Origin of the sequence: Streptomyces flaveolus, assembly GCF_000716535.1 — a bacterium.
Lineage (GTDB): Bacteria > Actinomycetota > Actinomycetes > Streptomycetales > Streptomycetaceae > Streptomyces > Streptomyces flaveolus_A.
The window spans coordinates 50,945-76,470 of the sequence record NZ_JNWV01000031.1 but is presented as its reverse complement, the minus strand read 5'-3'; the positions used below and the strand labels follow the sequence as shown (position 1 = coordinate 76,470).

27 protein-coding genes and 1 pseudogene are annotated in these 25,526 nt (G+C 72.6%); 15 read left to right on the top strand and 13 right to left on the bottom strand.

Features of this window, described 5'->3' with window-relative positions; all coding sequences use genetic code 11:
* Positions 1-194: 194 nt before the first annotated feature.
* Both OO52_RS30990 and OO52_RS30985 read left to right on the top strand, forming a co-directional pair.
* Positions 195-1,835: an APC family permease gene (locus tag OO52_RS30990; protein WP_037630558.1), complete on the top strand. Its 1,641-nt coding sequence runs from the start codon at positions 195-197 to the stop codon at positions 1,833-1,835.
* Positions 1,836-1,920: 85 nt separating this feature from the next.
* The gene (locus tag OO52_RS30985) at positions 1,921-3,141 is read left to right on the top strand and encodes a 4-hydroxybenzoate 3-monooxygenase (protein WP_030654992.1); all 1,221 of its coding nucleotides are present in this window, start codon (positions 1,921-1,923) and stop codon (positions 3,139-3,141) included.
* Between the two features lie 4 nt (positions 3,142-3,145).
* On the opposite strand, the gene OO52_RS30980 is transcribed toward OO52_RS30985, so the two are convergent.
* Positions 3,146-3,511 carry an ArsR/SmtB family transcription factor gene (locus OO52_RS30980; RefSeq protein WP_234339903.1) on the bottom strand — a complete coding sequence of 122 codons (366 nt, stop codon included), beginning with the start codon at positions 3,509-3,511 and terminating at the stop codon, positions 3,146-3,148.
* A gap of 61 nt (positions 3,512-3,572) precedes the next feature.
* On the opposite strand from OO52_RS30980, the gene OO52_RS30975 reads away from it, so the two are divergent.
* Entirely contained in the window at positions 3,573-4,643 is a 1,071-nt protein-coding gene (locus OO52_RS30975; protein ID WP_030654989.1) for a cation diffusion facilitator family transporter, read from the top strand.
* 29 nt (positions 4,644-4,672) lie between these two features.
* Here OO52_RS30975 and OO52_RS30970 read toward each other — a convergent pair whose 3' ends face one another.
* Positions 4,673-5,230: a YbaK/EbsC family protein gene (locus OO52_RS30970; RefSeq protein ID WP_030654984.1), complete on the bottom strand. Its 558-nt coding sequence runs from the start codon at positions 5,228-5,230 to the stop codon at positions 4,673-4,675.
* 32 nt (positions 5,231-5,262) lie between these two features.
* Entirely contained in the window at positions 5,263-5,835 is a 573-nt protein-coding gene (locus OO52_RS30965; RefSeq protein ID WP_030654982.1) for a helix-turn-helix domain-containing protein, read from the bottom strand.
* A 109-nt stretch (positions 5,836-5,944) separates the two neighbouring features.
* Between OO52_RS30965 and OO52_RS30960 the strand changes: the two genes are divergently transcribed.
* The gene (locus OO52_RS30960; RefSeq protein WP_030654978.1) at positions 5,945-6,802 is read left to right on the top strand and encodes an EamA family transporter; all 858 of its coding nucleotides are present in this window, start codon (positions 5,945-5,947) and stop codon (positions 6,800-6,802) included.
* Positions 6,803-6,812: 10 nt separating this feature from the next.
* Here OO52_RS30960 and OO52_RS30955 read toward each other — a convergent pair whose 3' ends face one another.
* A complete protein-coding gene (locus OO52_RS30955; RefSeq protein ID WP_030654976.1) occupies positions 6,813-7,577 on the bottom strand; it encodes an acyltransferase in 765 nt (254 codons plus the stop codon).
* Between the two features lie 109 nt (positions 7,578-7,686).
* On the opposite strand from OO52_RS30955, the gene OO52_RS30950 reads away from it, so the two are divergent.
* Complete coding sequence (locus OO52_RS30950) at positions 7,687-8,214, top strand: gamma carbonic anhydrase family protein (RefSeq protein WP_030654973.1); 528 nt, start codon at positions 7,687-7,689, stop codon at positions 8,212-8,214.
* Positions 8,215-8,235: 21 nt separating this feature from the next.
* Here OO52_RS30950 and OO52_RS30945 read toward each other — a convergent pair whose 3' ends face one another.
* The gene (locus OO52_RS30945; RefSeq protein ID WP_030654971.1) at positions 8,236-8,880 is read right to left on the bottom strand and encodes a DedA family protein; all 645 of its coding nucleotides are present in this window, start codon (positions 8,878-8,880) and stop codon (positions 8,236-8,238) included.
* Positions 8,881-9,131: 251 nt separating this feature from the next.
* Between OO52_RS30945 and OO52_RS30940 the strand changes: the two genes are divergently transcribed.
* Complete coding sequence (locus OO52_RS30940) at positions 9,132-10,184, top strand: lysylphosphatidylglycerol synthase transmembrane domain-containing protein (protein WP_030654969.1); 1,053 nt, start codon at positions 9,132-9,134, stop codon at positions 10,182-10,184.
* Positions 10,185-10,272: 88 nt separating this feature from the next.
* On the opposite strand, the gene OO52_RS46180 is transcribed toward OO52_RS30940, so the two are convergent.
* Both OO52_RS46180 and OO52_RS30930 read right to left on the bottom strand, forming a co-directional pair.
* A complete protein-coding gene (locus OO52_RS46180; RefSeq protein WP_051818927.1) occupies positions 10,273-10,527 on the bottom strand; it encodes a hypothetical protein in 255 nt (84 codons plus the stop codon).
* On the bottom strand, positions 10,515-12,431 hold the full coding sequence (locus OO52_RS30930; protein WP_051818925.1) for an RICIN domain-containing protein: 1,917 nt from the start codon (positions 12,429-12,431) through the stop codon (positions 10,515-10,517). Before OO52_RS30930 ends, OO52_RS46180 begins: the two co-directional genes overlap by 13 nt.
* A gap of 300 nt (positions 12,432-12,731) precedes the next feature.
* On the opposite strand from OO52_RS30930, the gene OO52_RS30925 reads away from it, so the two are divergent.
* Positions 12,732-13,160, top strand: coding sequence for a VOC family protein (locus OO52_RS30925; protein ID WP_030654965.1), 429 nt, complete (start codon positions 12,732-12,734; stop codon positions 13,158-13,160).
* Positions 13,161-13,424: 264 nt separating this feature from the next.
* Here the strand turns inward: OO52_RS30925 and OO52_RS30920 are convergent, their stop codons facing one another.
* A complete protein-coding gene (locus OO52_RS30920; protein ID WP_030939710.1) occupies positions 13,425-13,886 on the bottom strand; it encodes a DUF4442 domain-containing protein in 462 nt (153 codons plus the stop codon).
* Positions 13,887-13,947: 61 nt separating this feature from the next.
* Here OO52_RS30920 and OO52_RS30915 point away from each other — a divergent pair, with 61 nt between their 5' ends.
* Together OO52_RS30915 and OO52_RS30910 are read left to right on the top strand one after the other, a co-directional pair.
* Positions 13,948-15,006 carry a hypothetical protein gene (locus OO52_RS30915; protein WP_030654960.1) on the top strand — a complete coding sequence of 353 codons (1,059 nt, stop codon included), beginning with the start codon at positions 13,948-13,950 and terminating at the stop codon, positions 15,004-15,006.
* A 79-nt stretch (positions 15,007-15,085) separates the two neighbouring features.
* Positions 15,086-16,384, top strand: coding sequence for an MFS transporter (locus tag OO52_RS30910; RefSeq protein ID WP_030654958.1), 1,299 nt, complete (start codon positions 15,086-15,088; stop codon positions 16,382-16,384).
* Here the strand turns inward: OO52_RS30910 and OO52_RS30905 are convergent.
* Both OO52_RS30905 and tuf read right to left on the bottom strand, forming a co-directional pair.
* Positions 16,346-17,191, bottom strand: a complete 846-nt coding sequence (locus tag OO52_RS30905) for a spermidine synthase (protein ID WP_030654955.1) — start codon at positions 17,189-17,191, stop codon at positions 16,346-16,348. The two genes, OO52_RS30910 and OO52_RS30905, sit on opposite strands and share 39 nt — an antisense overlap.
* Positions 17,192-17,251: 60 nt before the next feature.
* Complete coding sequence (tuf, locus tag OO52_RS30900) at positions 17,252-18,421, bottom strand: elongation factor Tu (RefSeq protein ID WP_030654952.1); 1,170 nt, start codon at positions 18,419-18,421, stop codon at positions 17,252-17,254.
* A gap of 374 nt (positions 18,422-18,795) precedes the next feature.
* On the opposite strand from tuf, the gene OO52_RS30895 reads away from it, so the two are divergent.
* The 3 genes from OO52_RS30895 to OO52_RS30885 all read left to right on the top strand — a co-directional run bounded on the left by OO52_RS30895 (position 18,796) and on the right by OO52_RS30885 (position 21,388).
* Positions 18,796-19,947: a glutathione-independent formaldehyde dehydrogenase gene (locus tag OO52_RS30895; RefSeq protein ID WP_030654949.1), complete on the top strand. Its 1,152-nt coding sequence runs from the start codon at positions 18,796-18,798 to the stop codon at positions 19,945-19,947.
* A gap of 196 nt (positions 19,948-20,143) precedes the next feature.
* Positions 20,144-20,911, top strand: a complete 768-nt coding sequence (locus OO52_RS30890; protein ID WP_030654946.1) for a TVP38/TMEM64 family protein — start codon at positions 20,144-20,146, stop codon at positions 20,909-20,911.
* A gap of 33 nt (positions 20,912-20,944) precedes the next feature.
* The gene (locus OO52_RS30885) at positions 20,945-21,388 is read left to right on the top strand and encodes a hypothetical protein (RefSeq protein WP_030654943.1); all 444 of its coding nucleotides are present in this window, start codon (positions 20,945-20,947) and stop codon (positions 21,386-21,388) included.
* 68 nt (positions 21,389-21,456) lie between these two features.
* On the opposite strand, the pseudogene OO52_RS50030 reads toward OO52_RS30885, so the two are convergent.
* Together OO52_RS50030 and OO52_RS30880 are read right to left on the bottom strand one after the other, a co-directional pair.
* Positions 21,457-21,597 (bottom strand): annotated as a pseudogene (locus OO52_RS50030) (steroid 3-ketoacyl-CoA thiolase); the annotation flags it as partial.
* A gap of 88 nt (positions 21,598-21,685) precedes the next feature.
* Entirely contained in the window at positions 21,686-22,855 is a 1,170-nt protein-coding gene (locus OO52_RS30880; RefSeq protein ID WP_030654940.1) for a thiolase family protein, read from the bottom strand.
* A 105-nt stretch (positions 22,856-22,960) separates the two neighbouring features.
* On the opposite strand from OO52_RS30880, the gene OO52_RS30875 reads away from it, so the two are divergent.
* From OO52_RS30875 to OO52_RS48090, 3 genes are all read left to right on the top strand, one after another.
* Complete coding sequence (locus OO52_RS30875; RefSeq protein WP_030654937.1) at positions 22,961-23,431, top strand: winged helix-turn-helix transcriptional regulator; 471 nt, start codon at positions 22,961-22,963, stop codon at positions 23,429-23,431.
* 96 nt (positions 23,432-23,527) lie between these two features.
* Complete coding sequence (locus tag OO52_RS30870) at positions 23,528-24,403, top strand: undecaprenyl-diphosphate phosphatase (protein WP_030654933.1); 876 nt, start codon at positions 23,528-23,530, stop codon at positions 24,401-24,403.
* 197 nt (positions 24,404-24,600) lie between these two features.
* A complete protein-coding gene (locus OO52_RS48090; RefSeq protein WP_078629772.1) occupies positions 24,601-24,780 on the top strand; it encodes a hypothetical protein in 180 nt (59 codons plus the stop codon).
* A 57-nt stretch (positions 24,781-24,837) separates the two neighbouring features.
* On the opposite strand, the gene OO52_RS30865 is transcribed toward OO52_RS48090, so the two are convergent.
* Positions 24,838-25,458: a DUF4291 domain-containing protein gene (locus OO52_RS30865; RefSeq protein ID WP_030654930.1), complete on the bottom strand. Its 621-nt coding sequence runs from the start codon at positions 25,456-25,458 to the stop codon at positions 24,838-24,840.
* Positions 25,459-25,526 lie beyond the last annotated feature (68 nt).

Below are 25,526 nucleotides of genomic sequence, written 5' to 3'. Positions count from 1 at the left end.
CACTTTCTTCTCACAATTCCAAGCTGAATATTGACATTCTGAAACCGCGCTGACCTGTGCGAAGAGTCGACCAAGACAACGGAGATCCCGAGTCAAAACTTGGTCATCAGACTTCTGTCGGCGCGGAATGCCTCCCTAATCTGTGGCCTCCTTGCTCGTCAGTCCCGCGTCAACGATCTGAGAGGCCACTCGACATGCCGAAAGTCGACCATGCTGTGCCGGTAGCCACGACGGATTCAGGCGGTCTGCGCCGGGACGTCGGGCTCATCGGTCTGATGTGGGCCTCGGTGGGCTCCATCATCGGATCCGGCTGGCTCTTCGGCGCCGAGAAGGCGGTCGTCGCGGCGGGCCCCGCGGCGATCATCTCGTGGCTGATCGGCACAGTGGCGATCGTGCTGCTCGCGCTGGTGCACGCGGAGCTCGGCGGCATGTTCCCGGTGGCGGGCGGCACGGCCCGCTATCCGCACTACGCGTTCGGTGGTCTGGCCGGCATGTCCTTCGGCTGGTTCTCCTGGCTGCAGGCGGCGACGGTGGCCCCGGTCGAGGTCGAGGCCATGATCGGCTACGCCAAGCACTGGCGGTGGGCCGACGGTCTCCAGCACCACGACCAGACGCTGACCGCGAGCGGCTTCGCCGTGGCCGTGGTCCTCATGGCCGTCTTCGTCGGCGTCAACTTCTTCGGTGTCCGCGCCCTCGCGCACACCAACAGCGCCGCCACCTGGTGGAAGATCGCCGTGCCCCTCGCGGCGATCTTCATCATCGCGATCGGCAACTTCCACCCCGGCAACTTCACCTCCGAGGGCTTCGCGCCGTTCGGCGCCAAGGGCGTGCTCGGCGCCATCAGCGACAGCGGCATCATCTTCGCCCTGCTCGGCTTCGAACAGGCGATCCAGCTGGCCGGCGAGAGCCGCAACCCGCAGCGGGACCTGCCGCGCGCGACGCTGGGCTCGGTCGCGATCGGCGCCGCGATCTACGTCCTGCTCCAGATCGTCTTCATCACCGCCCTGCCGCACACCTCCTTCGCGCACGGCTGGGCCCACCTGGACTTCCCGGGCATCAGCGGCCCGTGGGCGGGCCTCGCCACCCTGGTCGGCCTGGGCTGGCTGAGCGTGGTGCTGTACATCGACGCGGTGATCTCGCCCGGCGGCACGGGTCTGATCTACACGACCGCCACCTCCCGGGTCTCCTACGGCCTCGCGAAGAACGGCTACGCGCCGAAGCTGTTCACGAAGACCGACAAGCGCGGCGTGCCGTGGTTCGGCCTGATCGTCTCGTTCGTCACCGGCGTGATCTGCTTCCTGCCGTTCCCGAGCTGGCAGACGCTGGTCACGTTCATCACTTCGGCGAGCGTGCTGATGTACGCGGGCGCGCCACTGGCCTACGGAGTGTTCGCCGACCGGCTGCCGCACCGCGAGCGCCCGTACCGGCTGCCCGGCGGCAAGATCATCTCCCCGCTGTCCTTCGTGGTCGCCGACCTCATCATCTACTGGGCCGGCTGGGGCACCCTGTGGCGCCTGGGCTTCGCGATCCTGCTGGGTTACGTGCTGCTCGGCTCGTACGCCTGGTACGCGATCCGCAAGGGCCTGCCGGACGCGCCGCGCCTGGACTTCAAGGCCGCGCAGTGGCTGCCCGGTTACCTGGTGGGCATGGGCGTGATCTCCTGGCTGGGCGGCTTCGGCGGCGGCCGGGGCACCATCGGCCTGTGGTGGGACATGCTGGTCGTGGCGGCCTTCTCCCTGGTCGTCTACTACTGGGCCAAGGCCACCGCGTCGCGGCCCGAGGCGATCGAGCGCAGCATCGACGAGGTCGTGGTGACGGACGCGCCGGTGCACTGACCGCGTCCGCGCACCGATTGCGTCCACCGCACCCACGGTGTCCCGTCGGCCGCCCGGCTGACGGGACACCGTCATAATTCCCCGGGTGACGCCTCCTTCCCCCCATCCCAAGTCCCCTTCCACCGCGCACTGTCCGGTCGTCGTCGTGGGCGCCGGACCGGCCGGCCTGACCGTCGGCAACATCCTGCGCGCCGCCGGTGTCGACTGCCTGGTCCTGGAGACCGAGAGCAGAGCGTTCATCGAACAGCGGCCGCGCGCCGGTGTGATCGAGGAATGGGCCGTACGCGGCCTCGAACAACGCGGCCTGGCCGACGGCCTGTCGAAGCGTGCCGAGCGGCACACCGAGTGCGAGTTCCGCTTCGACGGCCGCGGTTACCGCTTCGCCTACACGGAGCTGACGGGCTGTCATCACTGGGTCTACCCGCAGCCGTTGCTCGTGACCGATCTCGTGCGCGAGTACGCCGACGTGCGCGGCGGTGAGATCCGGTTCGGCGTGCGGGACGTACGCCTGCACGACCTGGACTCGGACCGGCCCGCCGTCTCGTACACCGACCCGGACAGCGGTGAACGGCACCTGGTGACCTGCGAGTTCGTGGCCGGCTGCGACGGGGCGCGCGGGGCGAGCCGGGCCGCGCTGCCGCCTCGGGCGCGGATCTCCCGGCACGACTACGGCATCGGCTGGCTGGCGCTGCTGGCCGAGGCGCCGCCGTCCTCGGATCGCGTGCTGTTCGGCATGCACGCGGACGGGTTCGCCGGGCACATGCCGCGCAGCCCCGAGCTGACCCGTTACTACCTCCAGTGCCCGCCCGGCGACGACCCGGACTCCTGGACGCACGAACGCGTCTGGGGCGAGCTCCAGCGGCGGCTGCGCGCGGCGGACCGCCCGCCGCTGACGGAGGGACGGCTGCTGGAGAAACGCGTGCTGGACATGCACACCTACGTGGTGGAGCCCATGGTGTTCGGCCGGCTGTTCCTGGCCGGGGACGCCGCGCACCTCGTCGCGCCGATCGCCGCGAAGGGCATGAACCTGGCCCTGCACGACGCGTTCCTGCTCGGCGACGGGCTCGTCGCCCAGCTGACCGGGGGCGACGCCACGGGGCTGGACGGCTACTCGGACGCGTGCCTGCGACGGGTGTGGGACTACCAGGAGTTCTCGGAGTGGCTGTCCGAGATCTACCACGGCACCTCCTCCGGCGACCCCTACCGCACCGGCACCACCCTGGCCCGGCTGCGCCGGCTGTTCACCTCGCCGGTCGCGGCGGCGGCCTTCGCCGGGCAGTACCTCGGGACGGCCGACGCGTTCTGAGCCGTCAGCGCCCCGCCCCGCCGCCTCGTTCGGCGAGGCGGTGGTCGGCCGTCCGGAGAGCCTCCTCGACCAGGCGCCGCAGGTGCCCGTGACGCAGTGAGTAGATCACCCGGCGGCCCTCCTTGCGGGTGTCCACCACTCCGGCCAGCCGCAGCCGGGCCAGGTGCTGGCTGACGGCCGGCCGGGCGGCGCCGCACGCCTCGGTGAGCGTGCCGACGTCGGCCTCGCCGGCCGTCAGGGTGTGCAGCAGGGCGAGCCGGGTGCGGTCGCCGAGCAGGGCGAGGAGTTCGGCGGCGAGCGCGAACTGCTCCTCGCCCGGGCTGCGCTCGTGCGCATGGTGCGCAGGTGGCAGGTGCATGCGTGCGCTCATACGCACATAATGGCTCCGTGGGCGCCGTGCGTCCACTCCCGCCCACCGGAAGGGGATCGACGTGAGCGACCGGCACCGTCATGAGCACGGCCCGCACGAGCACGGCCCGCACCACCACGGCGCGCACGGGCATGCGCACGGCTCCTTTAGCCCGCGCCACCGTCTGGCCCATCTCCTCACTCCGCACTCCCACGAGACCGCCGGGAAACTGGATCCGGCACTGGAGTCCTCGGCGCGCGGCATGCGCGCGCTGTGGGTGTCGCTGGCCGTGCTGGGGGCGACCGCGCTGGCCCAGGCGGTCGTGGTGGCCGTGTCCGGGTCGGTGGCGCTGCTCGGGGACACGGTGCACAACGCGGCCGACGCGCTGACCGCCGTCCCCCTCGGCATCGCCTTCGTGCTGGGCCGCCGGGCGGCGACCCGCCGGTTCACCTACGGGTACGGCCGCGCCGAGGATCTCGCGGGGCTGGTGATCGTGCTGACCATCGCCGCGTCGGCGGCGTTCGCCGCGTGGGCGGCCGTCGGCCGGCTGCTCGACCCGCGCCCGGTCACGCAGGTGCCCGCGGTCGCGCTGGCCGCACTGCTCGGCTTCGCCGGCAACGAGTGGGTGGCCCGGTACCGGATCCGGGTGGGCCGGGAGATCGGTTCGGCCGCGCTCGTCGCCGACGGGCTGCACGCGCGCACCGACGGATTCACCTCGCTGGCCGTGCTGCTGGGCGCCGGCGGGTCGGCGCTGGGGTGGCACCTGGCCGACCCGCTCGTGGGTTTGGCGATCACTGCCGCGATCGTGCTGGTGCTGCGGGACGCGGCGCGGGAGGTGTTCCGGCGGGTGCTGGACGCCGTCGACCCGGCACTGGTGGACCGGGCCGAGCGCGCGGTGCGGGAGGTATCGGGGGTGCGTGAGGTGGGCGAGCTGCGCCTGCGCTGGATCGGGCACCGCCTGCGGGCCGAGCTCACGGTGGTGGTGGACGGCGAGGCGACGCTACGACAGGCCCACGCGATCGCCGTCGAGACCGAGCACGCCCTGCTCCACGCGGTACCGCGCCTGACGGCCGCCCTGGTGCACGCCGACCCGGCCCCGGCCCCGGACGAAGCGGACCCCCACCTGCCCCTGGCCCACCACGCGACGGCGTGAGCCGGGCCGGTGTGGGACCGGCCGGGGGGTCAGGCGACGCCCAGGTCGTCCAGGACCACCGCGCCGGGCAGGTCGGCCAGGGCCTTGCCGGGGACCAGGAGTTTGCCGCGGCGGCGACCGCTGCCCACCAGGACGTAGGGCAGGTCGACGACGGCCGAGTCCAGCAGGACCGGCCAGCCGGTGGGCAGGCCCAGGGGGGTGATGCCGCCGTACTCCATGCCGGTCTCGCCGGTCGCTGTCTCCATCGAGGCGAAGGAGGCCTTGCGGGCGCCCAGTTGGCGCCGGACGACCCCGTTGACGTCGACCCGGGTGGTGGAGAGCACCACGCAGGCGGCGAGCGTGGTCTCGCCGGCCCGCTTGCCCGCGACCACCACACAGTTCGCCGACCGCTCCAGCAGGTCCCGGCCGTAGTGCTCCACGAAGACGGCCGTGTCGGCCCACTGCGGCTCGGTGTCGACGTACAGGATCCGGTCGGCCGGGACCGCGCCCTGCCAGTCGCGTACGGCGTCGGCGACGGGAGCGGTCAGTTCGTCCAGGCAGTCCGGCGCCGGTACGGCGGTGTCGAAGTCTCCGATGGGTGCGCGCATGGCCGCACGCTAGCAGCCCCCCTCGGCGCGGTTCAGCGCACCGGCGGCACCGAGACGGCCATCACCATCTCCATGGGTTCCGCGCCCTCGTTGCCGTACGTGTGCGGCGCACTGGCCTCGAACGTGGCGCTCGCCCCGGCCGGCACCAGGTGCTTCACCCCGTCGACGGTGAGGGTCAGTTCGCCGGAGGTGACGTGGACGAGTTCCACCGTGCCCGCCGGATGCGGGTCGGACGGGCTCTGCTCGCCGGGCATCAGCCGCCAGTCCCACATCTCCAGCGGGCCGGGCGCCTCCGTTCCCGCCAGCAGGCGGTTGTAGCTGCCCGCGTCGGTGTGCCACAGCCGTACGGCCTGCTCGGCGGGGACGATGCGGACCTTGGGGCCCTGTTCGTAGTCGAGCAGCGTGGTGACGCTGACGCCGAGCGCGTCACCGATCTTGACGACGGTTCCGATGCTGGGGTTCGTCCGGGCCTGCTCGATCTGGATGAGCATGCCACGGCTGACCCCCGCGCGGGCGGCGAGCGTGTCCAGGGTGAAGCCGCGCTCGGTGCGCCACCGCTTGACGTTGCGCGCCAGGGACTGGGTCAGCAGGTCGAGGTCCGACACGTTGGGTCCAATATCCGGGACGGTCAATATAATTGATTACTCAGTTCAATGAACTGCATTACGGTGAGGTGCACCTGATCGTTCACCGAACTGTACTGCGAGGCCGGCCATGACAGCATTCTTCGCCTTGACCACCAGCCTGCTGTGGGGGCTGGCCGACTTCGGCGGCGGACTGCTGACCCGGCGTACCCCGGCGCTGACGGTCGTGGTGGTCTCGCAGGCCGTCGCGGCGGCCGTCCTCGGCGCGATCGTGCTCGCCACGGGCGGCTGGAGCGAGGCCGGGCCCCGGCTGTGGTTCGCGTTCGCGGCGGGCCTGGTCGGACCGGTGGCCCTGCTCTCCTTCTACCAGGCCCTCGCCCTCGGCCCCATGGGCGTCGTCTCCCCCCTCGCCCCCCTCAGCGTCGCGGTCCCCCTCGGCGTCGGCCTCGCCCTCGGCGAACGGCCGGGGCTGCTCCAGGTCGCGGGCATCGCGGTCGCCGTCACCGGGGTCGTCCTCGCCGGCGGCCCGCAACTGCGGGGCGCGGCCGTGCAGCGCCGCGCGGTCCTGCTCACCCTGGTCGCGGCGCTCGGCTTCGGCACGGTGTTCGCCCTGATCACGGAGGCCTCCACCGACGTCACGGGCCTGTTCCTCGCTCTGTTCGTACAGCGGTTGACGAACGTCACGGTGGGCGGGGCCGCGCTCGCCGTCTCGGTGCGGCGCGGCGGCACGGCCCTCCCGGAGGGTGGTTTCCCCTGGGCCTCGCTGCCCGCGCTGGCCTTCGTCGGACTCGCCGACGTCGCGGCCAACGGCACGTACGCCGTCGCCGCCCGGAGCGGACCGGTCACCGTCGCGGCCGTGCTCGCCTCGCTGTATCCGGTGGTGACCGCGCTGGCCGCACGCGGTTTCCTCAGCGAGCGGCTGCGCGCGGTCCAGACGGCGGGGGCGGCCCTGGCCCTGCTCGGCACGCTGCTGCTGGCGACCGGCTGAGCCGGTCCGCTCAGCCCTCGCTCTCCAGCGCGGCGAGCCGCGCCACCGCGTCCTCGTCGAGATCCGCGAGCGCCCGCAACTGACCCGGCGTCATGCCGTCCGGGATCGGCACCGGGGCGGGGGTCCGCAGGGGCGGCTGCCAGCCCTCGTCGGGCGTCCAGCGCCGTACGACCTTGGCGGGCGCGCCCGCCACCACCGCGTGGTCGGGCACCGTGCCCCGCACCACCGCGCCGGCCGCCACGACCACGTTCCGGCCGATCCGCGCCCCGGGCAGGATCACCGCGCCGGTGCCGATCCAGCAGCCCGGCCCGATCTCGACCGGCTCCATCCGCGGCCACTGCCTGCCGATGGGCTCGTGCGGATCGTCGTAGGAGTGGTTGGTGGAGGTGACGTAGACGTACGGGCCGAAGTAGCAGTCGCTGCCGATGGTGACCGTGGTGTCCGCGATGACATGGCTGCCGCGGCCGAGGACCACGCCGTCGCCGATGCGCAGGATCGGCTCCGGACCGAGGTCCAGGTCGGGCATCAGGCCCGCGGTGAGGGTGACCTGCTCGGCGATGATGCAGTGGGAGCCGAGCCGGATCCAGGGTTCACCGAAGACCGTGCCGAGCGGGAAGGCCAGACGGGTGGCTTCGCCGATGGAGCCGAAGCGGAAGCCCGCCGGTCGCTCGGCCGTGACGGACCCGTTGCGCTGCATCCAGGACCAGGCCGCGTGTACGGCTCGCTGGGCGAGGCCCCGTCGCCAGGATGAGAACGTGTTCTTGCGCTTCGGCACGGGGTCACGTTACTCACCGGTCGCTTCCGGCGGAGAGGGCGGGCCGCTGTGATCTTTGCCCCACCCGGTGTCGTACGGTGCCGGGTACCGCTGACACGAGGAGACGGTGATGACGCACAAGGCGCTGATCGTGGGTATCGGGGGCAAGGAGCCGCGGGTCGATCCGGAGGCGTTCGTCGCGCCCACGGCGTCCGTGATCGGGGACGTCACCCTGCACGCGGGGGCCAGTGTCTGGTACGGGGCCGTGGTGCGCGGTGACGTCGAGAAGATCACCGTGGGCGCGCAGGCCAACGTGCAGGACAACGTCACCCTGCACGCCGATCCCGGGTTCCCCGTCACCGTCGGGGAGCGGGTGTCCATCGGGCACAACGCGGTGGTGCCCGGGGCGACCGTCGAGGACGACTGCCTCATCGGGATGGGGGCGACCGTGCTCAACGGGGCGGTGATCGGCGCGGGGTCGCTGGTCGCGGCCCAGGCGCTGGTGCCGCAGGGCATGGTGGTGCCGGCCGGGTCGTTGGTGGCGGGGGTGCCGGCGAAGGTGAAGCGGCCCCTCTCCGAGGAGGAGCGGGCGGGGGTCACCCTCAACGGCACCCTCTACGCGGAGCTGGCCAAGGCGCACCGCGGGGTGCACGAGTAGGGCACGTCGGCGGGGTGCCGGTCACTCCCCGGCGTTCACCGGTTCCGCTTCCCGCTGGGCCGGCTGGGCCTTCTTCGCCTTGCGCCTGAGGATCAGCATGGAGGCCAGGCCGATCAGCACCGCCACGCCCAGGCCCACGTACGAGAAGCGCTTCAGCCAGTCCTCGGCGACGATGCCCACGTAGTAGATGACGGCCGTCGTGCCGCCGGCCCAGCAGATGCCGCCGAGGACGTTGGCGATCAGGAACTTCCAGTACGGCATGTGCAGGACGCCCGCGAGGGGACCGGCGAAGATGCGCAGCAGTGCGACGAAACGGCCGAAGAAGACCGCCCACATGCCCCACTTCTCGAAGGACCGCTCGGCGGTGGCCACATGGCCCTCGCTGAAGTGGCGTGGGAACTTCCTTCCGAGCCAGGCCAGCAGCGGACGTCCGCCCTTGCGGCCGATGGCGTAGCCGATGGAGTCGCCGATCACCGCGCCCGCGGTCGCGCAGGCACCGAGGACGACCGGGTTGACACCCGAGTGCTGGGAGGACAGCAGCGCCGCGGAGACCAGGATGATCTCCCCCGGCAGCGGAATGCCCAGGCTCTCCAGACCGATCACCAGAGCCACCACGGCGTAGACGGCGACCGCCGGCACCGAGTCGAGCCATTCCTGGACGTGCACCGCCGGTCCTCCCCTGTCGCTGTCCTTGCCCGCCGGGTCGTCGCATGTAAAGCGCGTCCCAAGGGAAGGCTACCTGGTCGGCGGTGAACGGCCGCTTGCCCGCGCCCGACCGGCGGCACCGTCCCGCCCTCGCCCCTTTCTTTTCCGGCCATCCCGGTGTCACGCGGGAGGGGAAGGCTCTCCGCGGTTCCGCCCGGCCCGCCTCCCCCAGGCCCCCGCCGTGGGGCCCGCCGCGGAAGGACGACGTCCCCGTGTCCTCACTGTCCCCGTCCCGCTCGCTGCCCCCGGCCACGGCTCCCTGTCCCGGGTCCGCCCCGTCCGCCCCGGGTCCCTGTCCCGTGACCACGGCACCGGCCCGCCCGGCGTCCCGCATGTCCGCCCGGCCGGTACGGCTGGCCCTGTGCCTGGCGCCCCTGCTGCTCGCCGCCGGCTGGGCCCTGGCCAACCGGCCCGTGGTGTACGAGGGGGTACGGCGGCTGGTCGCGGCCGACCCGGGGTGGCTGCTGGCCGGAGCCGGTTTCACCTGTCTGACCTGGGTGGCCGCCTCCTGTGCCCGGCAGGGCGCCCTGCCGGACCGGCTGCCGCCCGGGCTGCTGCTGGCCTCGCAGTTCGCCGCCGGCGCCGCCAACCACGCGCTCCCCGCCGGGCTCGGGGCCCACGCGGTCACCCTGCGGTTTCTGCGCGGCCGGGGCGTACCGCTGGAGCGGGCGACCGCGTCGATCGGCCTGTACTCGCTGGCCAGGTCCACCGCGAAGACGCTGGTCCTGCTGGTGTTCCTGGCACTGTCCCCGCACTGGCGGCGCCTCGGGGACCTGGTCCCGGACGGGCGGCTGCTGGTGCCGCTCACCGCCGTCGCGTGCGGGGCGGTCGCGGTGGCGGGGGTGCTGCTGACGGTCGTACGGCCGTTACGGCGGCCGGTGACCGGGCTGCTGCGCTCCGCCCTGGCCGACGTGCGGGTGGTGCACTCCCGGCCCCGCCGGGCGCTCGCCCTGTGGGGCGGGGCGGTCGCCATGCCGCTGGTGCAGGCGGGCACGCTGGCCTGTGTCGGGGCCTCGCTCGGGCTGGGGCTGCCGTGGGAGCAGGTGGTGCTCGCCTACCTGGCGGCCGGCACGGCCGTCGGGGCGGTGCCGGCGCCGGGCGGGCTCGCGGTCGACGCGGCGCTGGTGTGGACGCTGGTCACCTTCGGCGCGGAGCCCGCGGTGGCGACCGCCACGGTGATCGGGTACCGGGTGCTGTCCGACTGGGTGCCGTTGCTGCCGGGGGCATTGGTGTTGTCGGCGTTGATCCGGGCGAAGGTGCTGTGAGCCGTGTCCTTGCCCACCGGCCCGCCGAGAAGTCCGGCAGCAGCAGCCGCTGCGCCGGCACCAGGTCGACGGGGTCCGAGTCACCGCGTTACACGCCGAGGACCGGGCAGCGTACGGCCCTGATCCGGGCCTCGGTGAGCACCCGGCCGGCGGGGACGCCCCGGCTGAGGGTGGTCTCGCGGGCGAGGCGGGCGGTGTTGTGGCCGCGGTGGGCGGTGATCCGGGCGAGCGCGTCCGGCTCGCTGTACGCGAGTTCGGTCAGCACCCGGCGCGGGATACGGCCGGGCTTCGCGGCCCACGCGGCCGTGGCCGGCTCGGACCAGAGCAGGGTCAGGGTGGCCACCCGGCCCGGGTGGCGGACCGCGTAGCCGAGGGCGATGGCGCCGCCGTAGGAGTGCCGACGAGGTGCGCGGGCCCGGTCACTCCCCGCGAGGACCGTGCGGAGCATGCCGCTGACGTCGGCGAACACGGTGTCGGGGGTGGGCTGCGCCGGGGCCGGCGGGGGGGTTCGCGAGGTGCCACCGCCCCCTCGCGTCCGGGAGCCTGCCCGGCACCACCCTTCGACGCCTCCGGCCGCCCGCCACCGGTCCGTCCGGACCCTGCGGCATGCCGAGGCCGTGCCGGCCTCGGCCCCACCGGCCCGGCGCCGAAGCCCTCGGGCCAGACATCCGACCCGGGACCCGACCCGTCCGTTCCGGTACCGAAACCCTCCGGTCCGGCACCGGAACGCGCCGTGCCGCCCGCACCCGCCGCCAGCACCCATCGCTGCTTCGCCGACCCGTCGCGCTCCCCCACCTCGACCCCCGCACCGGGACGGCCGGACCCCGGCGTCAGGGCCAGCCCGTGGTGCCGGCGCAGCAGGATCTCGCCGCGCACCGTGACGTCGTACGACACCTCCCCGGCGGGCACGACGCAGCCGGCCAGCGCGACGCTCTTCGTCCTGGGGTCGGCGGCGAGACAGAGGGTGGGGTCGGCGGCGCTGCGCAGCAGACCGTCGTCCTGGTACGACCACTGCTGCGAGGCCGCCGCCGAGCAGGGTGCGAGCCGGGCGCCCGCGCCGGCCGTGATCCGGTCGCCGCGCACGTCCAGGCAGAGCCCGGAGGCCAGACCGCGCAGGGCGCCGCGGGCGACCTCGACGGGTGCGCCCGCGGAGGCCGCGGAGGGTGAGGTGGCGGGCCGGCCGCCGGTGCCGTTCGGCCGTGTGATGCCGCCCGCGGGGGCGCCCCAGGTGGCGCCGGGAACGGGGGCACGGTTGTCCTCGGACCGGCTCCGGACCACGAGGACGCCGGCGAGCAGCACGAGGGAGGTGAGTCCGACGCCGATGGCGACGGCCTTGCGGTGGCGGTGACCGGGTCCGGTGCGGTGCCGGCCGCCGGTGACCGGGGGTGCGGCCGACGGGGCCGGCGGGGGCGGCCACTCCTCGCGGACGGCGCGGCCGGGGCGTGAGTCCAGGTAGCGGCGGGCTCCCCAGCCGAGCACGGTCTCGGCGAGCAGCAGGGGCAAGGCGTCGTCGAAGAGGCCGAGTTGTTCGGCGGCGTACCGGCAGTGGGCGCAGACCGTCAGATGCCGGCGCACGTCCGGCAGCAGGGCGCCGCCGCGCCGGATGGGGACGTCGAGGAGCCGGTTGTAGTAGCGGCATTCCTCGGTGGGCGCGAGTTCCCGGTGGGCACGTACGCAACCGGCCCGGAATTGTTCGCGCGTCTGCTCGAGGGTGGTTGTCGCGGTGGCTGTGTCGACCCCCGACAGACCGGCGGGTATGTTTATGGGTTCGGCTTCGACCTCGGTGTGCCAGAGAAGGCATTGCGCGGTGCCGGGAAGGGCCCGGAATGCGCGGGCGGCGAGCTGTCTGTTTTCCGGCGGCCCGGGCTTTGTGGCGCGCAGCCCGCGCCCACCGGTGGTTTTACGCAATTCCGGCAGGGCGATACGGGCCACCTCGTCCGCGGCCCAGGCGCGGACGGTGTCGCGGACGGCGACCAGAAGTCGCGGGCGCAGGGCGCCGCCGGCCGCACCGCCGAGCACCTGGTGGAAGGCGGCGGTGGCCACCATATGGGCGCTGGGACCGGCGGCGGTTAGGCAGACCACGGCATAGTCGCGGGTGGCCCGCCAGTGCCGGGCGAGCAGCAGGGCGACGGCGTGATGGCGGCCGTCGTGCGGGCCGCTCAGCCGGGCGACGAGCGCGCGGTCGGACTCCCCGGCCGGGCCGGGCAGGGGTGGATGGGGCGGGCGTGGGGGGTGAGAGGACTGCACGGAACCATTTCCTTTCCAGCCGCGGGACCGCATGTGGGGGGCGGATCCTGCGGGAAAGCAGTGCCTGATTGGTGCGTACCTAAAGGGCCGGCCTTGACGTCGACGTCGTCCGCCTTTGCCCTCCGTGGGGAGGCTCACCTTGGCACAAGCTACTCACGGGGAACAAGAAGCAAGAATGCCTCCGGTGGGAAAGTCGGTTCGCGCACGGGGGTTACCGCCGGTATCCGCGAACCGGTCCCCGATCGGCCGTCCAGATCCCCACCGGGGACGAGCGACAGAACCCCCTGCTATGGTGCGCCGATGTCGTCGATCAAACAGTTCCAAGTCACCTTCGACTGCGCGGAACCTGAACGCGTCGCTCGTTTCTGGTGCGAGGTGTTGGGGTACGTCATACCGCCGCCGCCCGAGGGATTCGCCACTTGGGACGATTACGACCGTTCGCGGCCGCCCGAGGATCGGGGTTCATGGTTCGCGTGCAGTGATCCCTCGGGCGTGGGGCCGCGGCTGTACTTCCAGCGCGTTCCCGAGGGCAAGGTCGTCAAGAACCGGGTGCACCTCGACGTGCGGGTCGCTACCGGGCTCGTGGGTGAAGAGCGCCTCGCCAAACTCGAGACGGAATGCGCGCGGTTGACCGAGCTCGGCGCGGTACGCGTGCAAGTGCTGTACGACGGCCACGACGCGTGCATCGTGATGCAGGACATCGAGGGCAACGAGTTCTGTCTCGACTGAGCGGCTTCCTCGCGGAACCGCTCGCGGGCCGAGGGCCCGCGCAGGCCGACAGCGTGGTCAGCGGCCGGCTTCAGCACCACGAACTCCGCGGCCGAGGGCGGTGACCGGGGGCGCGGTCGTCACGTACGTCGAACCGGTCGGTGAGCCGGCTCGGGCCCTGAAACGGCTGGATGAGCCCAGCACGATGAACTAGAAGAGCGACCGGCGCGGTAACTCCCGATGGGCGGCGCCCCGCTCCGGTGAGTCGGGAGCGGGGCGTGGTGCTCACTTCTGCCGGTCGGCCGGCCGGAGGGTCCACACGACGGTCATCTCGCCGGTCACCGCGCCGTCCGCGCGCCGGATCTCGACCGACACGGGAAACTCGGGCCGCTGCCCGGCGTCCAGTTCGGCGACGACCTCGGCGGCCGGGCGGCCCAGCGTCGCGGTCGCGGTGACGACGCCCATGGCCAGCTTCTTGTAGGCGATCTCGGCCCGTACGGCGAGCGGCACGGCGCGCGAGAGCTGGTCCCCGAAGGCGGCCAGCACGATGGCACCGCTGGCCGACTCCCCGAGGGTGAACATCGCACCGGCGTGCGGGCCGCCCACGTGGTTGTGGTACGCGCTCTGGTCCGGCAGGGAGACCACGGCCTTGTCGGGCGCGGTCTGAAGGAACTCCAGGTTGAGGGTCCGGGCCATGGGCACGGTGGCGGCGAGCATGTCGCCGATCGACGTCTGGTCTGCGCTCATGGCCGACATGTTACTCACGAGTAGCCGAGCCTGACCAGGGAAGCCACTAGGGTTACTGGCCATGTGGCCAGACCAGCAGCCGCCAGGGGGCGCGCCGAACCCGCAGCAGAACCAGCAGAACAACCCGTACCAGCAGCCTGGTTACCAGCAGCCGAACCCGTACCAGCAGCCCGGCTACCAGCAGTATCCGCAGGCCGGCCCGTACGGTCAGCAGCCGCAGGCCGGTCCGTACGGTCAGCAGCCGCAGTGGGGGCAGCCAGGACAGCCCCCCGGCGCGCCCGTGCCCCAGCCCCCGCAGGGCGGTGGCGGCCGCACCAAGCTCGTCGCGATCGTCGCGGCCACGGCCGTCGTCGTCACCGCCGCCGTGACCGGCTATCTGGTGCTGGGCGGTACGAAGGACGACGAGGCGGACAACGGCAAGGGCGGACAGCACACGAGCCCGTCCCCGACGGCCACCGGGCCCGCGTCGCCCACGTCGTCCGCGACCGGCGACCCGCGCGGCAACGCGACCGAGGAGCCGACCGTGGCGGGCTGGAAGGTCGTGGTCAACCCCAAGTACGGCACGGCCTTCGACGTACCCGCCGACTGGGAGGTGGAGCGGCCCGGCGTCTTCTCCTTCTTCGAGGACGAGACGAAGGGCGACGGCTCCGCGTACATCGGCTTCTCCGGCACCACGTTCCTGAAGCCGGACTACTGCACCTCCGAGGAGAACGGCACCAAGGAGTCGCACGCGCTCGCGGCCGGCGGCACGAAGGGCGAGAACGGGGCCAAGGACACCGCGAGCATCGCCCGCGGCGACTCGGCCACCTTCGCCTTCGGCGGATACACCGACCAGTCGGAGGCCGCCAAGAAGTACCTGCGGATCGGCAAGGCGAAGCCCTTCACGACGGCGTCGGGTGTGAAGGGCAGCGTCGCCACGTCGTACGTCATCGGCGTGCCGAAGAAGAACAAGTGCGACACCGACGGCAAGGCCACCACGTTCGCCTTCAAGAACTCCACGGGCAGCTTCGTCTCGTGGACGTTCTACGGCGCGAAGGGCGTCGAGGACGAAGTGCCCGACGCGACGATGAACAAGATCCTCAGCACGGTGCGGCTGCACGGCGACCCGATCGCGGACTGACCCCGCCGGATCCGCGACCCGCCCACGACGTCCGCAAACTCACTTGGCAGTGCGGGAGCCGGGCAGGGATAGTCGGCCGGTGACCCAGACCGCCGGTTCCCCCGCCCGTCCCCGGAGACCCGCCTGGGCGGGACGCAACTACTCCCTGCTGACCGCGGCCGCCGTCGTGAGCGGCCTCGGCGCGAACGGCTCGCTGATCGCCGCCGCGTTCGCCGTGCTGGAGTCGGGCGGCGACGGCGGAGACGTCGGCCTGGTGGCCGCCTCCCGCACCCTGCCGCTGGTGGTCTTCCTGCTCATCGGCGGCGCGGTCGCGGACCGGATCCCCCGGCACCGGGTGATGGTCGCCGCCAACACGCTCAACTGCCTCTCCCAGGCGGCGTTCGCGGCCCTCGTCCTCGCCGGTGAGCCCCGGCTGTGGCAGATGATGCTGCTCACCGCGCTCGGCGGCACCGGTCAGGCGTTCTTCGGACCCGCCGCGGAGGGCATGCTGATGTCCTCCGTGGCGGGCGAACAGGCGGGCCGGGCGTTCGCCGCCTTCCGCATGGCCGCCCAGGGCGCGGCCCTCGGCGGCGCGGCCCTGGGCGGCGCCCTGGTCGCGGCCGTCGGCCCCGGCTGGGTGCTCGCCCTCGACGCGGCGGCCTTCGCCGTCGCCGCCGCGCTGCGCTCCTTCCTCGACGTCGGCCACATCCCGCCGCGCGCGCCGGGCGGGGGCATGCTGGCCGATCTCCGCGAGGGCTGGCGGGAGTTCACCGGCCGGCCCTGGCTGTGGGGCATCGTCGTACAGTTCTCGATCGCCAACGCGGTGGTCGGCGCGGCCGAGGCGGTCTACGGCCCCCTCGTCGCCCGCGACAGCCTGGGCGGTGCGGGCCCCTGGGGCCTGGCCCTGGCCGCGTTCGGCGCGGGCACGGTGGGCGGCGCCCTGCTGATGACCCGCTGGAAGCCCCGCCGCCTGCTGTTCGCCGGCACGCTGTGCGTCTTCCCGCTGGCCCTGCCGACGGCCGCGCTGGCCGTTCCGGTGCCGCCGGGCGTGCTGTACGGGGTGATGTTCGTCGCGGGCACGACGGTGGAGGTGTTCGGCGTCTCCTGGATGACCGCGCTGCACCAGGAGATCCCCGAGGACAAGCTCTCCCGGGTCTCGGCCTACGACTGGTTCGGCTCGGTCTCCCTGATGCCGCTCGGCACGGCCCTGGCCGGCCCGGCCGAGGACGCTGTCGGCCGCGCGGCCGCCCTGTGGGGCTGCGCCGGCCTGGTGGTCCTGGTCACCGCCCTGGTGCTGCTGGTCCCGGACGTCCGCGGTCTCACCCGCCGCACGCACCCGGTCGCCGGCTCCCCGGCGCACTCAGCCGATGCCGAACGCCCCGTCGGGGGGCTCGGGTGACGGTACGGCGTCGGCGTCCTCCACCGGCCGCGCCGCCCCGATGAACTCCCGCACCGCCGCGCCGTGTTCGACCCGCGCCGGGAAGGCGTCCGCCGCGGCGCGCCGGGCCGGCGTGGCGGTGTCCAGCGGCCGGTGCGAGGCCACGACCACCGCGTTCCCGAACCGCCGCCCGCGCAGCACGGCCGGCTCCGCGATCAGCGCCAGTTCCTCGAACACCGCCCCCAGCGTGGCCAGTTGTGACCGGAGGAACGCGAACGGCGCCGCGTCCGCGAGGTTGGCCAGGTACACCCCGTCGGCCCGCAGCACCCGCTCGGCCTCGCGGACGTAGGCGAGCGTGGTCAGGTGCGCCGGCACCCGGGACCCGCCGAACACGTCGGCGACCAGCACATCGGCGTGGTCGTCCGGCGCGCCCTCCAGCCAGGCCCGGGCATCGCCCGCGTGCAGCGCGATGCCCGAGCCGTCCGGCAGCGGCAGCCGCTCGGTGACCAGCTCCAGCAGTCCCCGGTCGGCCTCGACGACGTCCTGCCGGGAGCCGGGGCGGGTTGCGGCGAGGTACCGGGGAAGCGTGAGCGCTCCCCCGCCCAGGTGCACCGCGTCCACCGGCCGCCCGGCCTCGGCGACGGTGTCCAGGACGTACCCCAGCCGCCGCGCGTACTCGAACTCCAGATACTCCGGATCGTCGAGGTCGACGTACGACTGCGGCGCCCCGTCGACCGTGAGCAACCAGGCCCGCTCACGGTCGACATCGGGCATCAGCTTGGCGGTGCCGTGGTCGGTGGTGCGGGTGACGGGTATCGATGCGTTCACCTCTCCATTGTCGGCGCCCGCGTCCCCGCCCCCGCTCACCCCCGCGCCTCCCGCGCCCGCTCACCCCACGGCGACGACGGTCCCCGCTCCCACGGTCCGCCCGCCCTCACGGACGGCGAAGCCGAGCCCCGGCTCCAACGGCACCTCCCGTCCCAGTTCGACGCTCATCTCGACCGTGTCCCCGGGCCGGGCCACGGCCACCTCGCCGAGGTCCACGGAGCCCACGACGTCCGCCGTCCTGATGTAGAACTGCGGCCGGTAGCCGCTGACGACCGGCGTCGTACGACCCCCCTCACGCCCGGACAGCACGTACACCCGCGCCGTGAACCGCCGGCTCGGCACCACACTTCCCGGCGCCGCGACCACGTGTCCGCGCCGGACGGCGTCCCGGGGCACCCCCCGCAGCAGCAGCGCCACGTTGTCCCCGGCCTGCGCCTCCTCCATCGGCTTGCCGAAGGTCTCGATCCCGGTGACCACGGTCTCGGTGTCCGCGCCCAGCACCGTCACCCGGTCGCCCAGCCGGAGGGTCCCCCGCTCCACCGCGCCGGTCACGACCGTGCCCCGCCCGGTGATGGTGAGCACGTTCTCGACCGGCAGCAGGAACGGCGCGTCCAGATACCGCTCCGGCATCGGCACGTACGTGTCCACCGCGTCGAGCAGCGCCTCGACGGACGCCGTCCAGCGCGGGTCGCCCTCCAGGGCCCTCAGCCCGGAGACGCGGACGACGGGTACGGCGTCGCCCGGGTACCCCTGGGTGGTGAGCAGGTCGCGGACCTCCAGTTCGACCAGGTCGGTCAGCTCCTCGTCCCCGGCGTCGGCCTTGTTCAGCGCGACCACGATGTGGTCGACACCGACCTGCCGGGCGAGCAGGACGTGTTCGGCGGTCTGCGGCATGATCCCGTCGAGCGCGGAGACGACGAGGATGGCCCCGTCGAGCTGGGCGGCCCCGGTGACCATGTTCTTCACGTAGTCGGCGTGGCCCGGCATGTCGACGTGGGCGTAGTGCCGGGTGTCGGTCTCGTACTCGACGTGGGCGATGTTGATGGTGATGCCGCGGGCGGCCTCCTCCGGGGCGCGGTCGATGCGGTCGAACGGTACGAAGGTGCCGGTGCCGCGCTCGGCGAGGACCTTGGTGATGGCGGCGGTCAGGGTGGTCTTGCCGTGGTCGACGTGACCCATGGTGCCGATGTTCAGGTGCGGCTTGGTGCGCACGTAGGCCGTTTTGGACATGGCTGTACCTCGAAGCCTCTCAGCCGTGACAGAAGACGCGGGACCCCGGGGACCGGCCGACCCTCCCCCTGCGGGGTCCGCCGGACGATCCGGAGAGGGTCAGCTTCGGGCGCCGTCGACGGCGGCCACGAGGTGCGGCACGGCAGCCTTCGGAGCATCCGCGACGGCGGACGCTGCGACGAGGAAGGCGTACCGGAACATGCCGTCGATCATCGCCGACCGGCGCGTCCGGCGTCGAATGGTTTTCCTGGTCGTTCAGGCCGGCGGCTTCGATGCCGGATACATCGATCGTTTCCGACGTGGCTTGCGACCCCTTCCGTACGGGCGTTCCCTGGAAGAGCAGGGGGGTGACGCTCGACGCGGAGGTGACAGACGTGAAAGCCGTCGTCTACGAAGAGCCTTTCAGCGTGGTGGTGAAGGAGGTCCAAGACCCTTCGATCCAGCACCCCAACGACGTCCTCGTACGGGTCACGTCGACCGCGATATGCGGCTCGGACCTGCACATGTACGAGGGCCGCACGGCGGCCGAGGCGGGCATCGTCTTCGGACACGAGAACCTGGGCATCATCGAGGAGGTCGGCAGCGGGGTGACCTCCCTGTCCGAGGGTGACCGCGTCGTGATGCCCTTCAACGTCGCCTGCGGATTCTGCAAGAACTGTCTCGTCGGGAAGACCGGCTTCTGCCTGACGGTCAACCCCGGATTCGCCGGCGGGGCCTACGGCTACGTGGCGATGGGGCCGTTCATCGGCGGCCAGGCCGAGCGGCTGCGGGTGCCGTACGCCGACTTCAACTGCCTGAAGCTGCCTCCGGGCGAGGAGTTCGAGACCGACTTCGTGCTGCTCGCCGACATCTTCCCGACCGGCTACCACGGTTGCGAACTCGCCCAGGTGTCCCCCGGTGAGTCCGTGGCCGTCTACGGCGCCGGACCGGTGGGCCTGATGGCCGCCTACTCGGCACTGCTGCGCGGTGCGGCGAAGGTCTTCTCCGTCGACCGGGTGCCCGAGCGGCTGGCCAAGGCGGAGGAGATCGGAGCCATCCCCATCGACTTCACCAAGGGCGACCCGGCGGAGCAGATCAAGGAACAGACCGGAGGTGAGGGGACCGACAAGGGCGTCGACGCCGTCGGCTACCAGGCCCAGGCCCACGACGCCAGCCACGAGGAACCCGCCATCGTCCTGAACGAGTTGGTCGAGACGGTACGGCCGACCGGCATGCTCGGCGTACCCGGTCTCTACGTGCCCTCGGACCCCGGTGGCCCGGACGAGCACGCCAAACACGGCCAGCTGCTGGTCTCCATCGGCAGGATGTTCGAAAAGGGCCAGCAGATGGGCACCGGTCAGTGCAACGTCAAGCGGTACAACCGCCAGCTGCGCGACATGATCATCGCCAGGCGGGCCAAGCCCAGCTTCGTGGTCTCCCACGAGCTGCCGCTGGACCAGGCACCGCAGGCGTACGAGAAGTTCGACAAGCGGGTGGAGGGCTACACCAAGGTCGTCCTGCACCCCGGTCACGCTCTGGCCGCATGAGGCACGCGTCCGGCTCACCGCCCGAGGTCGCGGTCCGAGCCGCCGCGTGAGGTACGGGTCCAGGCGTCACGAACGCCTGGACCCCTTCTCGTTCGTCTTCTCGCGCACCGGCGTCCCGGGGCGCCGGTGCCATGCTGTGACGGTCAGGGAACGCTACTGACGACGATCACACACGTTCGTCGGTTAATGTCATCGGATGCTCGATGCCAACCGCTCTGGCACCGCCACGGCCTCTCCCCGGGCCACCGCCCAGGAGCTCGTCGTCCCCGTCCTCCCCCTGCGCCCCGCGGGGTTCGCCGCCCGCTGCACGCGCGTACTGCTGTCGCCGTACGCCCGGCTGTCGCTGTTGGTCGCCCTGCTCGTGGGTGCCGCCGCGTGCGTGCTGCTCTTCGAGCCGCAGCGGCTGCTGACGCACGGCTGGCCGCCGCAGCTCGGCGGGGCCGCGGCGGCCGTCGTGTTCGGCGCGGCGTACGGACTGTGCACCGTGGCGTTCGTGCCACGTCCCTTGCTGAACCTGGCCGCGGGCGCGCTGTTCGGCTCGCAGCTCGGGCTGACGACGGCGCTGGCGGGCACGGTGCTCGGGGCCGGGGTCGCCTTCGGGCTGGGCCGGCTGCTCGGGCAGGACGCGCTGCGCCCGCTGCTGCGGGGCCGCTGGCTGCGGGCGGCCGACGGGCAGCTCAGCCGGCACGGTTTCCGCTCCATGCTGGCCCTGCGGCTGTTCCCGGGGGTGCCCTTCTGGGCGGCGAACTACTGCGCGGCCGTCTCCCGCATGGGCTGGCTGCCCTTCCTGCTGGCCACCGGTCTCGGCTCGATCCCGAACACGGCCGCCTACGCCGTCGCCGGCGCCCGCGCCTCGGCGCCGACCTCCCCCGCCTTCCTGATCGCGATGGCCTGCATCGCCGTACCGGCACTGGCGGGCACGGTGGTCGCCTGGCGCAAGCGCCACCAGTTGCGCGGCCGGTGAGCACCGGCGCCCCTCCGCGCAAGGGAGCCTTCGATGTGGTCCAGCGTCATCGCGGTCGTCGGCACGCCGCTCGGCGGCGCTTTCACCGCGCTGCTCCAGTCCCGGCGTGAGCGGGCCGCCCGCGCGGGGCGGAGGGCGCAGGCGCTGCGCGTGGCGCTGGGCGAGCTGGTGGCGGCCCTGGGTGACCACCGGCGGGCCCTGTGGCACCGCGAGGATCTTCGTCTGAACGGCGTGGGCCGGGACACCGCCGAGGCGGCGCGGGCGGCGTCCCACGCGACCCGGTCGGCCGTGACCGCACCGTTGGTCGCGGTCTGCGTCCTCGAACCGTCCCTGGCCGAACCGGCCCGTCAGGCGGCTCTCGCGGCGTTCGGTCTGCGTGACGCCGCCGACCGCACCGTACTGGCCGCGCGCCGGGAGGCGGCCATCGCGGCGGCCGACGAGCTGGTGGCCGCCGCCGGGCGCGTCATGGCCTGGTGACCGGCGGCGACGGCACCCCACCCCCTCCGGTCCCCGTGCCGGAACCCGCTCTCAGACGCCTTCCAAAACATCGCGTTGGCGAGTCCACCCGCCTCGCACATGGTCTGCAGGGCGTAGCGGGCACCACGTTCACGCATCGCATGGACCAGAGTCGTGGTCAGGCGGGTGCCGCTCGCGCCGAGGGGGTGACCGAGGGCGACGGCGCCGCCGGGCGCGTCATGGCCTGGTGACCGACGGTGCCCGGCGCACCGCTCGACGCCACCCCCGCCCCGCCGGTCCCCGTGCCGGAGCCCGCTCTCAGACGCCTTCCAGGACCATCGCGTTGGCGAGTCCGCCCGCCTCGCACATGGTCTGCAGGGCGTAGCGGGCACCACGTTCACGCATCGCGTGGACCAGAGTCGTGGTCAGGCGGGTGCCGCTCGCGCCGAGGGGGTGACCGAGGGCGATGGCGCCGCCGTGCACGTTGACCTTGGCGAGGTCGGCGCCGGTCTCCTGCTGCCAGGCGAGCACCACGCTGGAGAAGGCCTCGTTGACCTCGAACAGGTCGATGTCGTCCAGCGTCAGTCCGGCCCGGCGCAGCACCTTCTCGGTGGCCGGGATGACTCCGGTCAGCATCAGCAGCGGGTCGGAGCCGGTCACGGCGAAGCTGTGCAGTCGGGCCAGCGGGCGCAGGCCGAGCCGGGCCGCGGTGTCGCTGGAGGTGATCAGGACGGCGGAGGCGCCGTCGTTGATGGGGCTCGCGTTGCCGGCGGTGACGTTCCACTCGATCTGCGGGAAGCGCTCGGCGAAGCCGGGGTCGTAGTAGGCGGGCTTGAGTCCGGCGAGGATCTCCGGGGTGCTGTCCGGGCGGACGCACTCGTCGCGGGCGACGCCGTGCAGCGGTGCGACCTCGGCGTCGAAGAGCCCGGTCCGCCACGCGGCGGCGGCCTTGTGGTGCGAGGAGACGGCGAACTCGTCCATCCGCGCCCGGGTGAGGGACCACTTGGCGGCGATGAGTTCGGCGCTGATCCCCTGCGGAACCAGGCCGTCCGGGTAGCGCTCGGCGACGCCGGGCCCGAACGGGTCCTTGCCCTCCGGCACGTTGGACCACATCGGCACCCGGCTCATCGACTCCACACCGCAGGCGACGACGAGGTCGTAGGCGCCCGACATCACGCCCTGCGCGGCGAAGTGGACGGCCTGCTGGGAGGAGCCGCACTGACGGTCCACGGTGGTCGCCGGGACGGACTCGGGGAGGCCGGCGGCGAGCACGGCGTACCGGGTGGTGTTCATGGCCTGCTCGCCGACCTGGTCGACGGTGCCGCCGATCACGTCGTCGATCAGCACCGGGTCGACGCCGGAGCGCTCGACCAGGGTGCGCAGGGTGTGGGCGAGGAGTTGCACGGGGTGGACGTGGGCGAGGGAGCCGTTCGGCTTGCCCTTGCCGACGGGGGTGCGTACGGCTTCGACGATGACCGCGTCTCGCATGGCGCCGGCCTCCAGCTTGATCGGACGAGCTACCGGTGAGTAGGAAATGCGAACTCACCATAACTCCTAGGGTTGGAAAATCAAACCCTCCTCTAGACTGGCCCCATGGCCGCCACGAAGGATCCGCGCCCCTGCTCCATCGCCGACGCCCTGACGGTCGTCGGCGAGAAGTACTCCCTGCTCGTGCTGCGGGAGGTGTGTCTGGGCAACGGCCGCTTCGACCAGCTCGTACGCAACATCGGCGCCCCGCGCGACATCCTGTCCACCCGGCTGCGCCGCCTCGTGGAGGCCGGCATCCTCACCAAGCGCCTGTACAGCGAACGCCCCCAGCGCTTCGAGTACCGGCCCACACAGGCCGGACTGGAGCTGGAGCCGGTCCTGATGACCCTCAAGGAGTGGGGCGACCGGCATCTGCGCAAGGGCGTCGACCTGCCCATGGTCGTCGAACACCGCTGCGGCGCGGAACTGGTGCCGGTGGTCACGTGCCAGGCCTGCGGCGACCCCGTGCGCCACGAGGACCTGGCGGCCCGTCCGCAGGCCCCGGGCTGGACCGTCACCGGGCCGTCGGCCGCCTAGGAGGGACCTCGCCGCCGCGCTGTCGGCGGGGACCGCTACGCTTCCTCCGTCACATGATCACCTCTTCATCCCTCAGCGCTTGGACGCCATACCTTCATGTCTTGGTTTGAATCCCTCGTCCTCGGACTCGTCCAGGGGCTGACCGAGTTCCTGCCCGTCTCCTCCAGCGCGCACCTGCGGCTGACCGCGGCGTTCTCGGGCTGGAAGGACCCTGGGGCGGCCTTCACGGCCATCACGCAGATCGGCACGGAGACCGCGGTCCTCATCTACTTCCGCAAGGACATCGGCCGGATCATCACCTCCTGGTTCCGCTCACTGTTCGACAAGGCGATGCGGCACAACCACGACGCGCAGATGGGCTGGCTGGTGATCGTCGGCTCGATCCCGATCGGGGTGCTGGGCGTGACGCTGAAGGACCAGATCGAGGGGCCGTTCAGGGATCTGCGGATCACCGCCACGATGCTCATCGTCATCGGCGTGGTCATCGGCATCGCCGACCGGATGGCGGCCCGCGACGAGACCGGCGGCCGGCACCGGGCGCCCAAGCAGCGCAAGACCCTGGAGAACCTCGGCGTCAAGGACGGCCTGATCTTCGGCCTCTGCCAGGCCTGCGCCCTCGTCCCCGGCGTCTCCCGCTCCGGGGCGACCATCAGCGGCGGCCTGTTCATGGGCTACCGGCGCGAGGCCGCGGCCCGCTACTCGTTCCTGCTCGCCATCCCGGCCGTCCTCGCCTCCGGCGCCTTCGAGGTGAAGGACTCGCTGGGCGAGGGCCACGTGGACTGGCCGCCGACCCTGTTCGCGACGGTGATCGCGTTCGCCTCGGGATACGCGGTCATCGCGTGGTTCATGAAGTGGATCTCCAACAAGAGCTTCATGCCGTTCGTCTGGTACCGCATCGCCCTCGGCGTGGCGATCATCGCTCTGGTCGGCGCCGGCGTGCTGAGCCCGCACGCGGCGGAATCGGCGGGCTGACGGAGCCCGCGCCACCACCTCTGTTTCGGACATCTTCGCGCCCGCGGCGGCCCGCCCACGACCTGGGCATCGCGCCGCGGGCGCCGGTCTGTTCGCGGCCACGAACGGACGACCGGCCGCCGCCGGTGACCAACCCCATACCTTCTGCGTAGCCGCGTGGTAGCGCACGGTCAGCCCTTGCCCCTAGGCTGGTCGGCATGTCCCCCGAATCCCCGCCCCCTGGTTCCGTGCGCTCTGCTGCCGAGGTGAACGAGCAGATACGGGCGCTGTGGCTGCGTGCGGGCGGCACCCTGTCGGCCCAGGAGCGCGCGGAGTACGAGCTGTTGGTGATCGAGTGGGCCGAGGCGATCCGCGGCCAGGTCATGGAGGCGGCCTGACCCGACCCGGCGCCCCCTGCCCGGCGCCCAGGTCTCCGCGAGCACCCCGTCGTCGCCCTACGCCCGCAGATGCGCCAGCACCTCATCGGCCACCGGATACGGCCGCTCCTGCGGCAGCAGTCCTTTCGCCCGCTCCAGTTCTCCCGCCCGCACCAGCCCGTGGATCTCCGTGGCCAGCGGCGTGACGTCCTCGATGCCGACGATCCACTCGTCGGCGTACCGTTCGGCCGCCTCCCCGGCGAGGCCGAGCTGCAACGACCGGTACGGCAGCGGGTCGAGGCGCAGGTTCCGCTCCGGGTCCCACTGCACACGGGCCGGGCAGCGGGCCAACTCCGCCTTCCAGGCGGCCTTGTCGGCGTGCAGCGCGGGCACGTAGTGGGACAGGCAGGCGTGGCGCAGGGCCCACTCGAAGCCGTCCCGGCCGATCTCGACGGCCAGGACCGTCTCCTGGCTCTCCTTGGTGCCCCAGCCGCAGCGGTACATCATCCACAGGAACGACGGCTTGATCCAGGTCATCCGGCCCCGCTTCCAGGCGGACGGAAAGCGCCCGGCCCGGGCGGCCGCACGGCCGATCCGAGGGCGGTAGGCCTGGTAGACGGTGACCGTGCTGTCGGTGTGCCGGGCGCGGACCCGGAACGTGGGTTCGGTGTCGACGAGTTGTTCGTTCTGTTCGTTCACCGGGACAGGTTCGGCCGCCCGGCCCGCCCGGCACCACCGAATATTCACCCCGCAGACCTCTTGGCTCC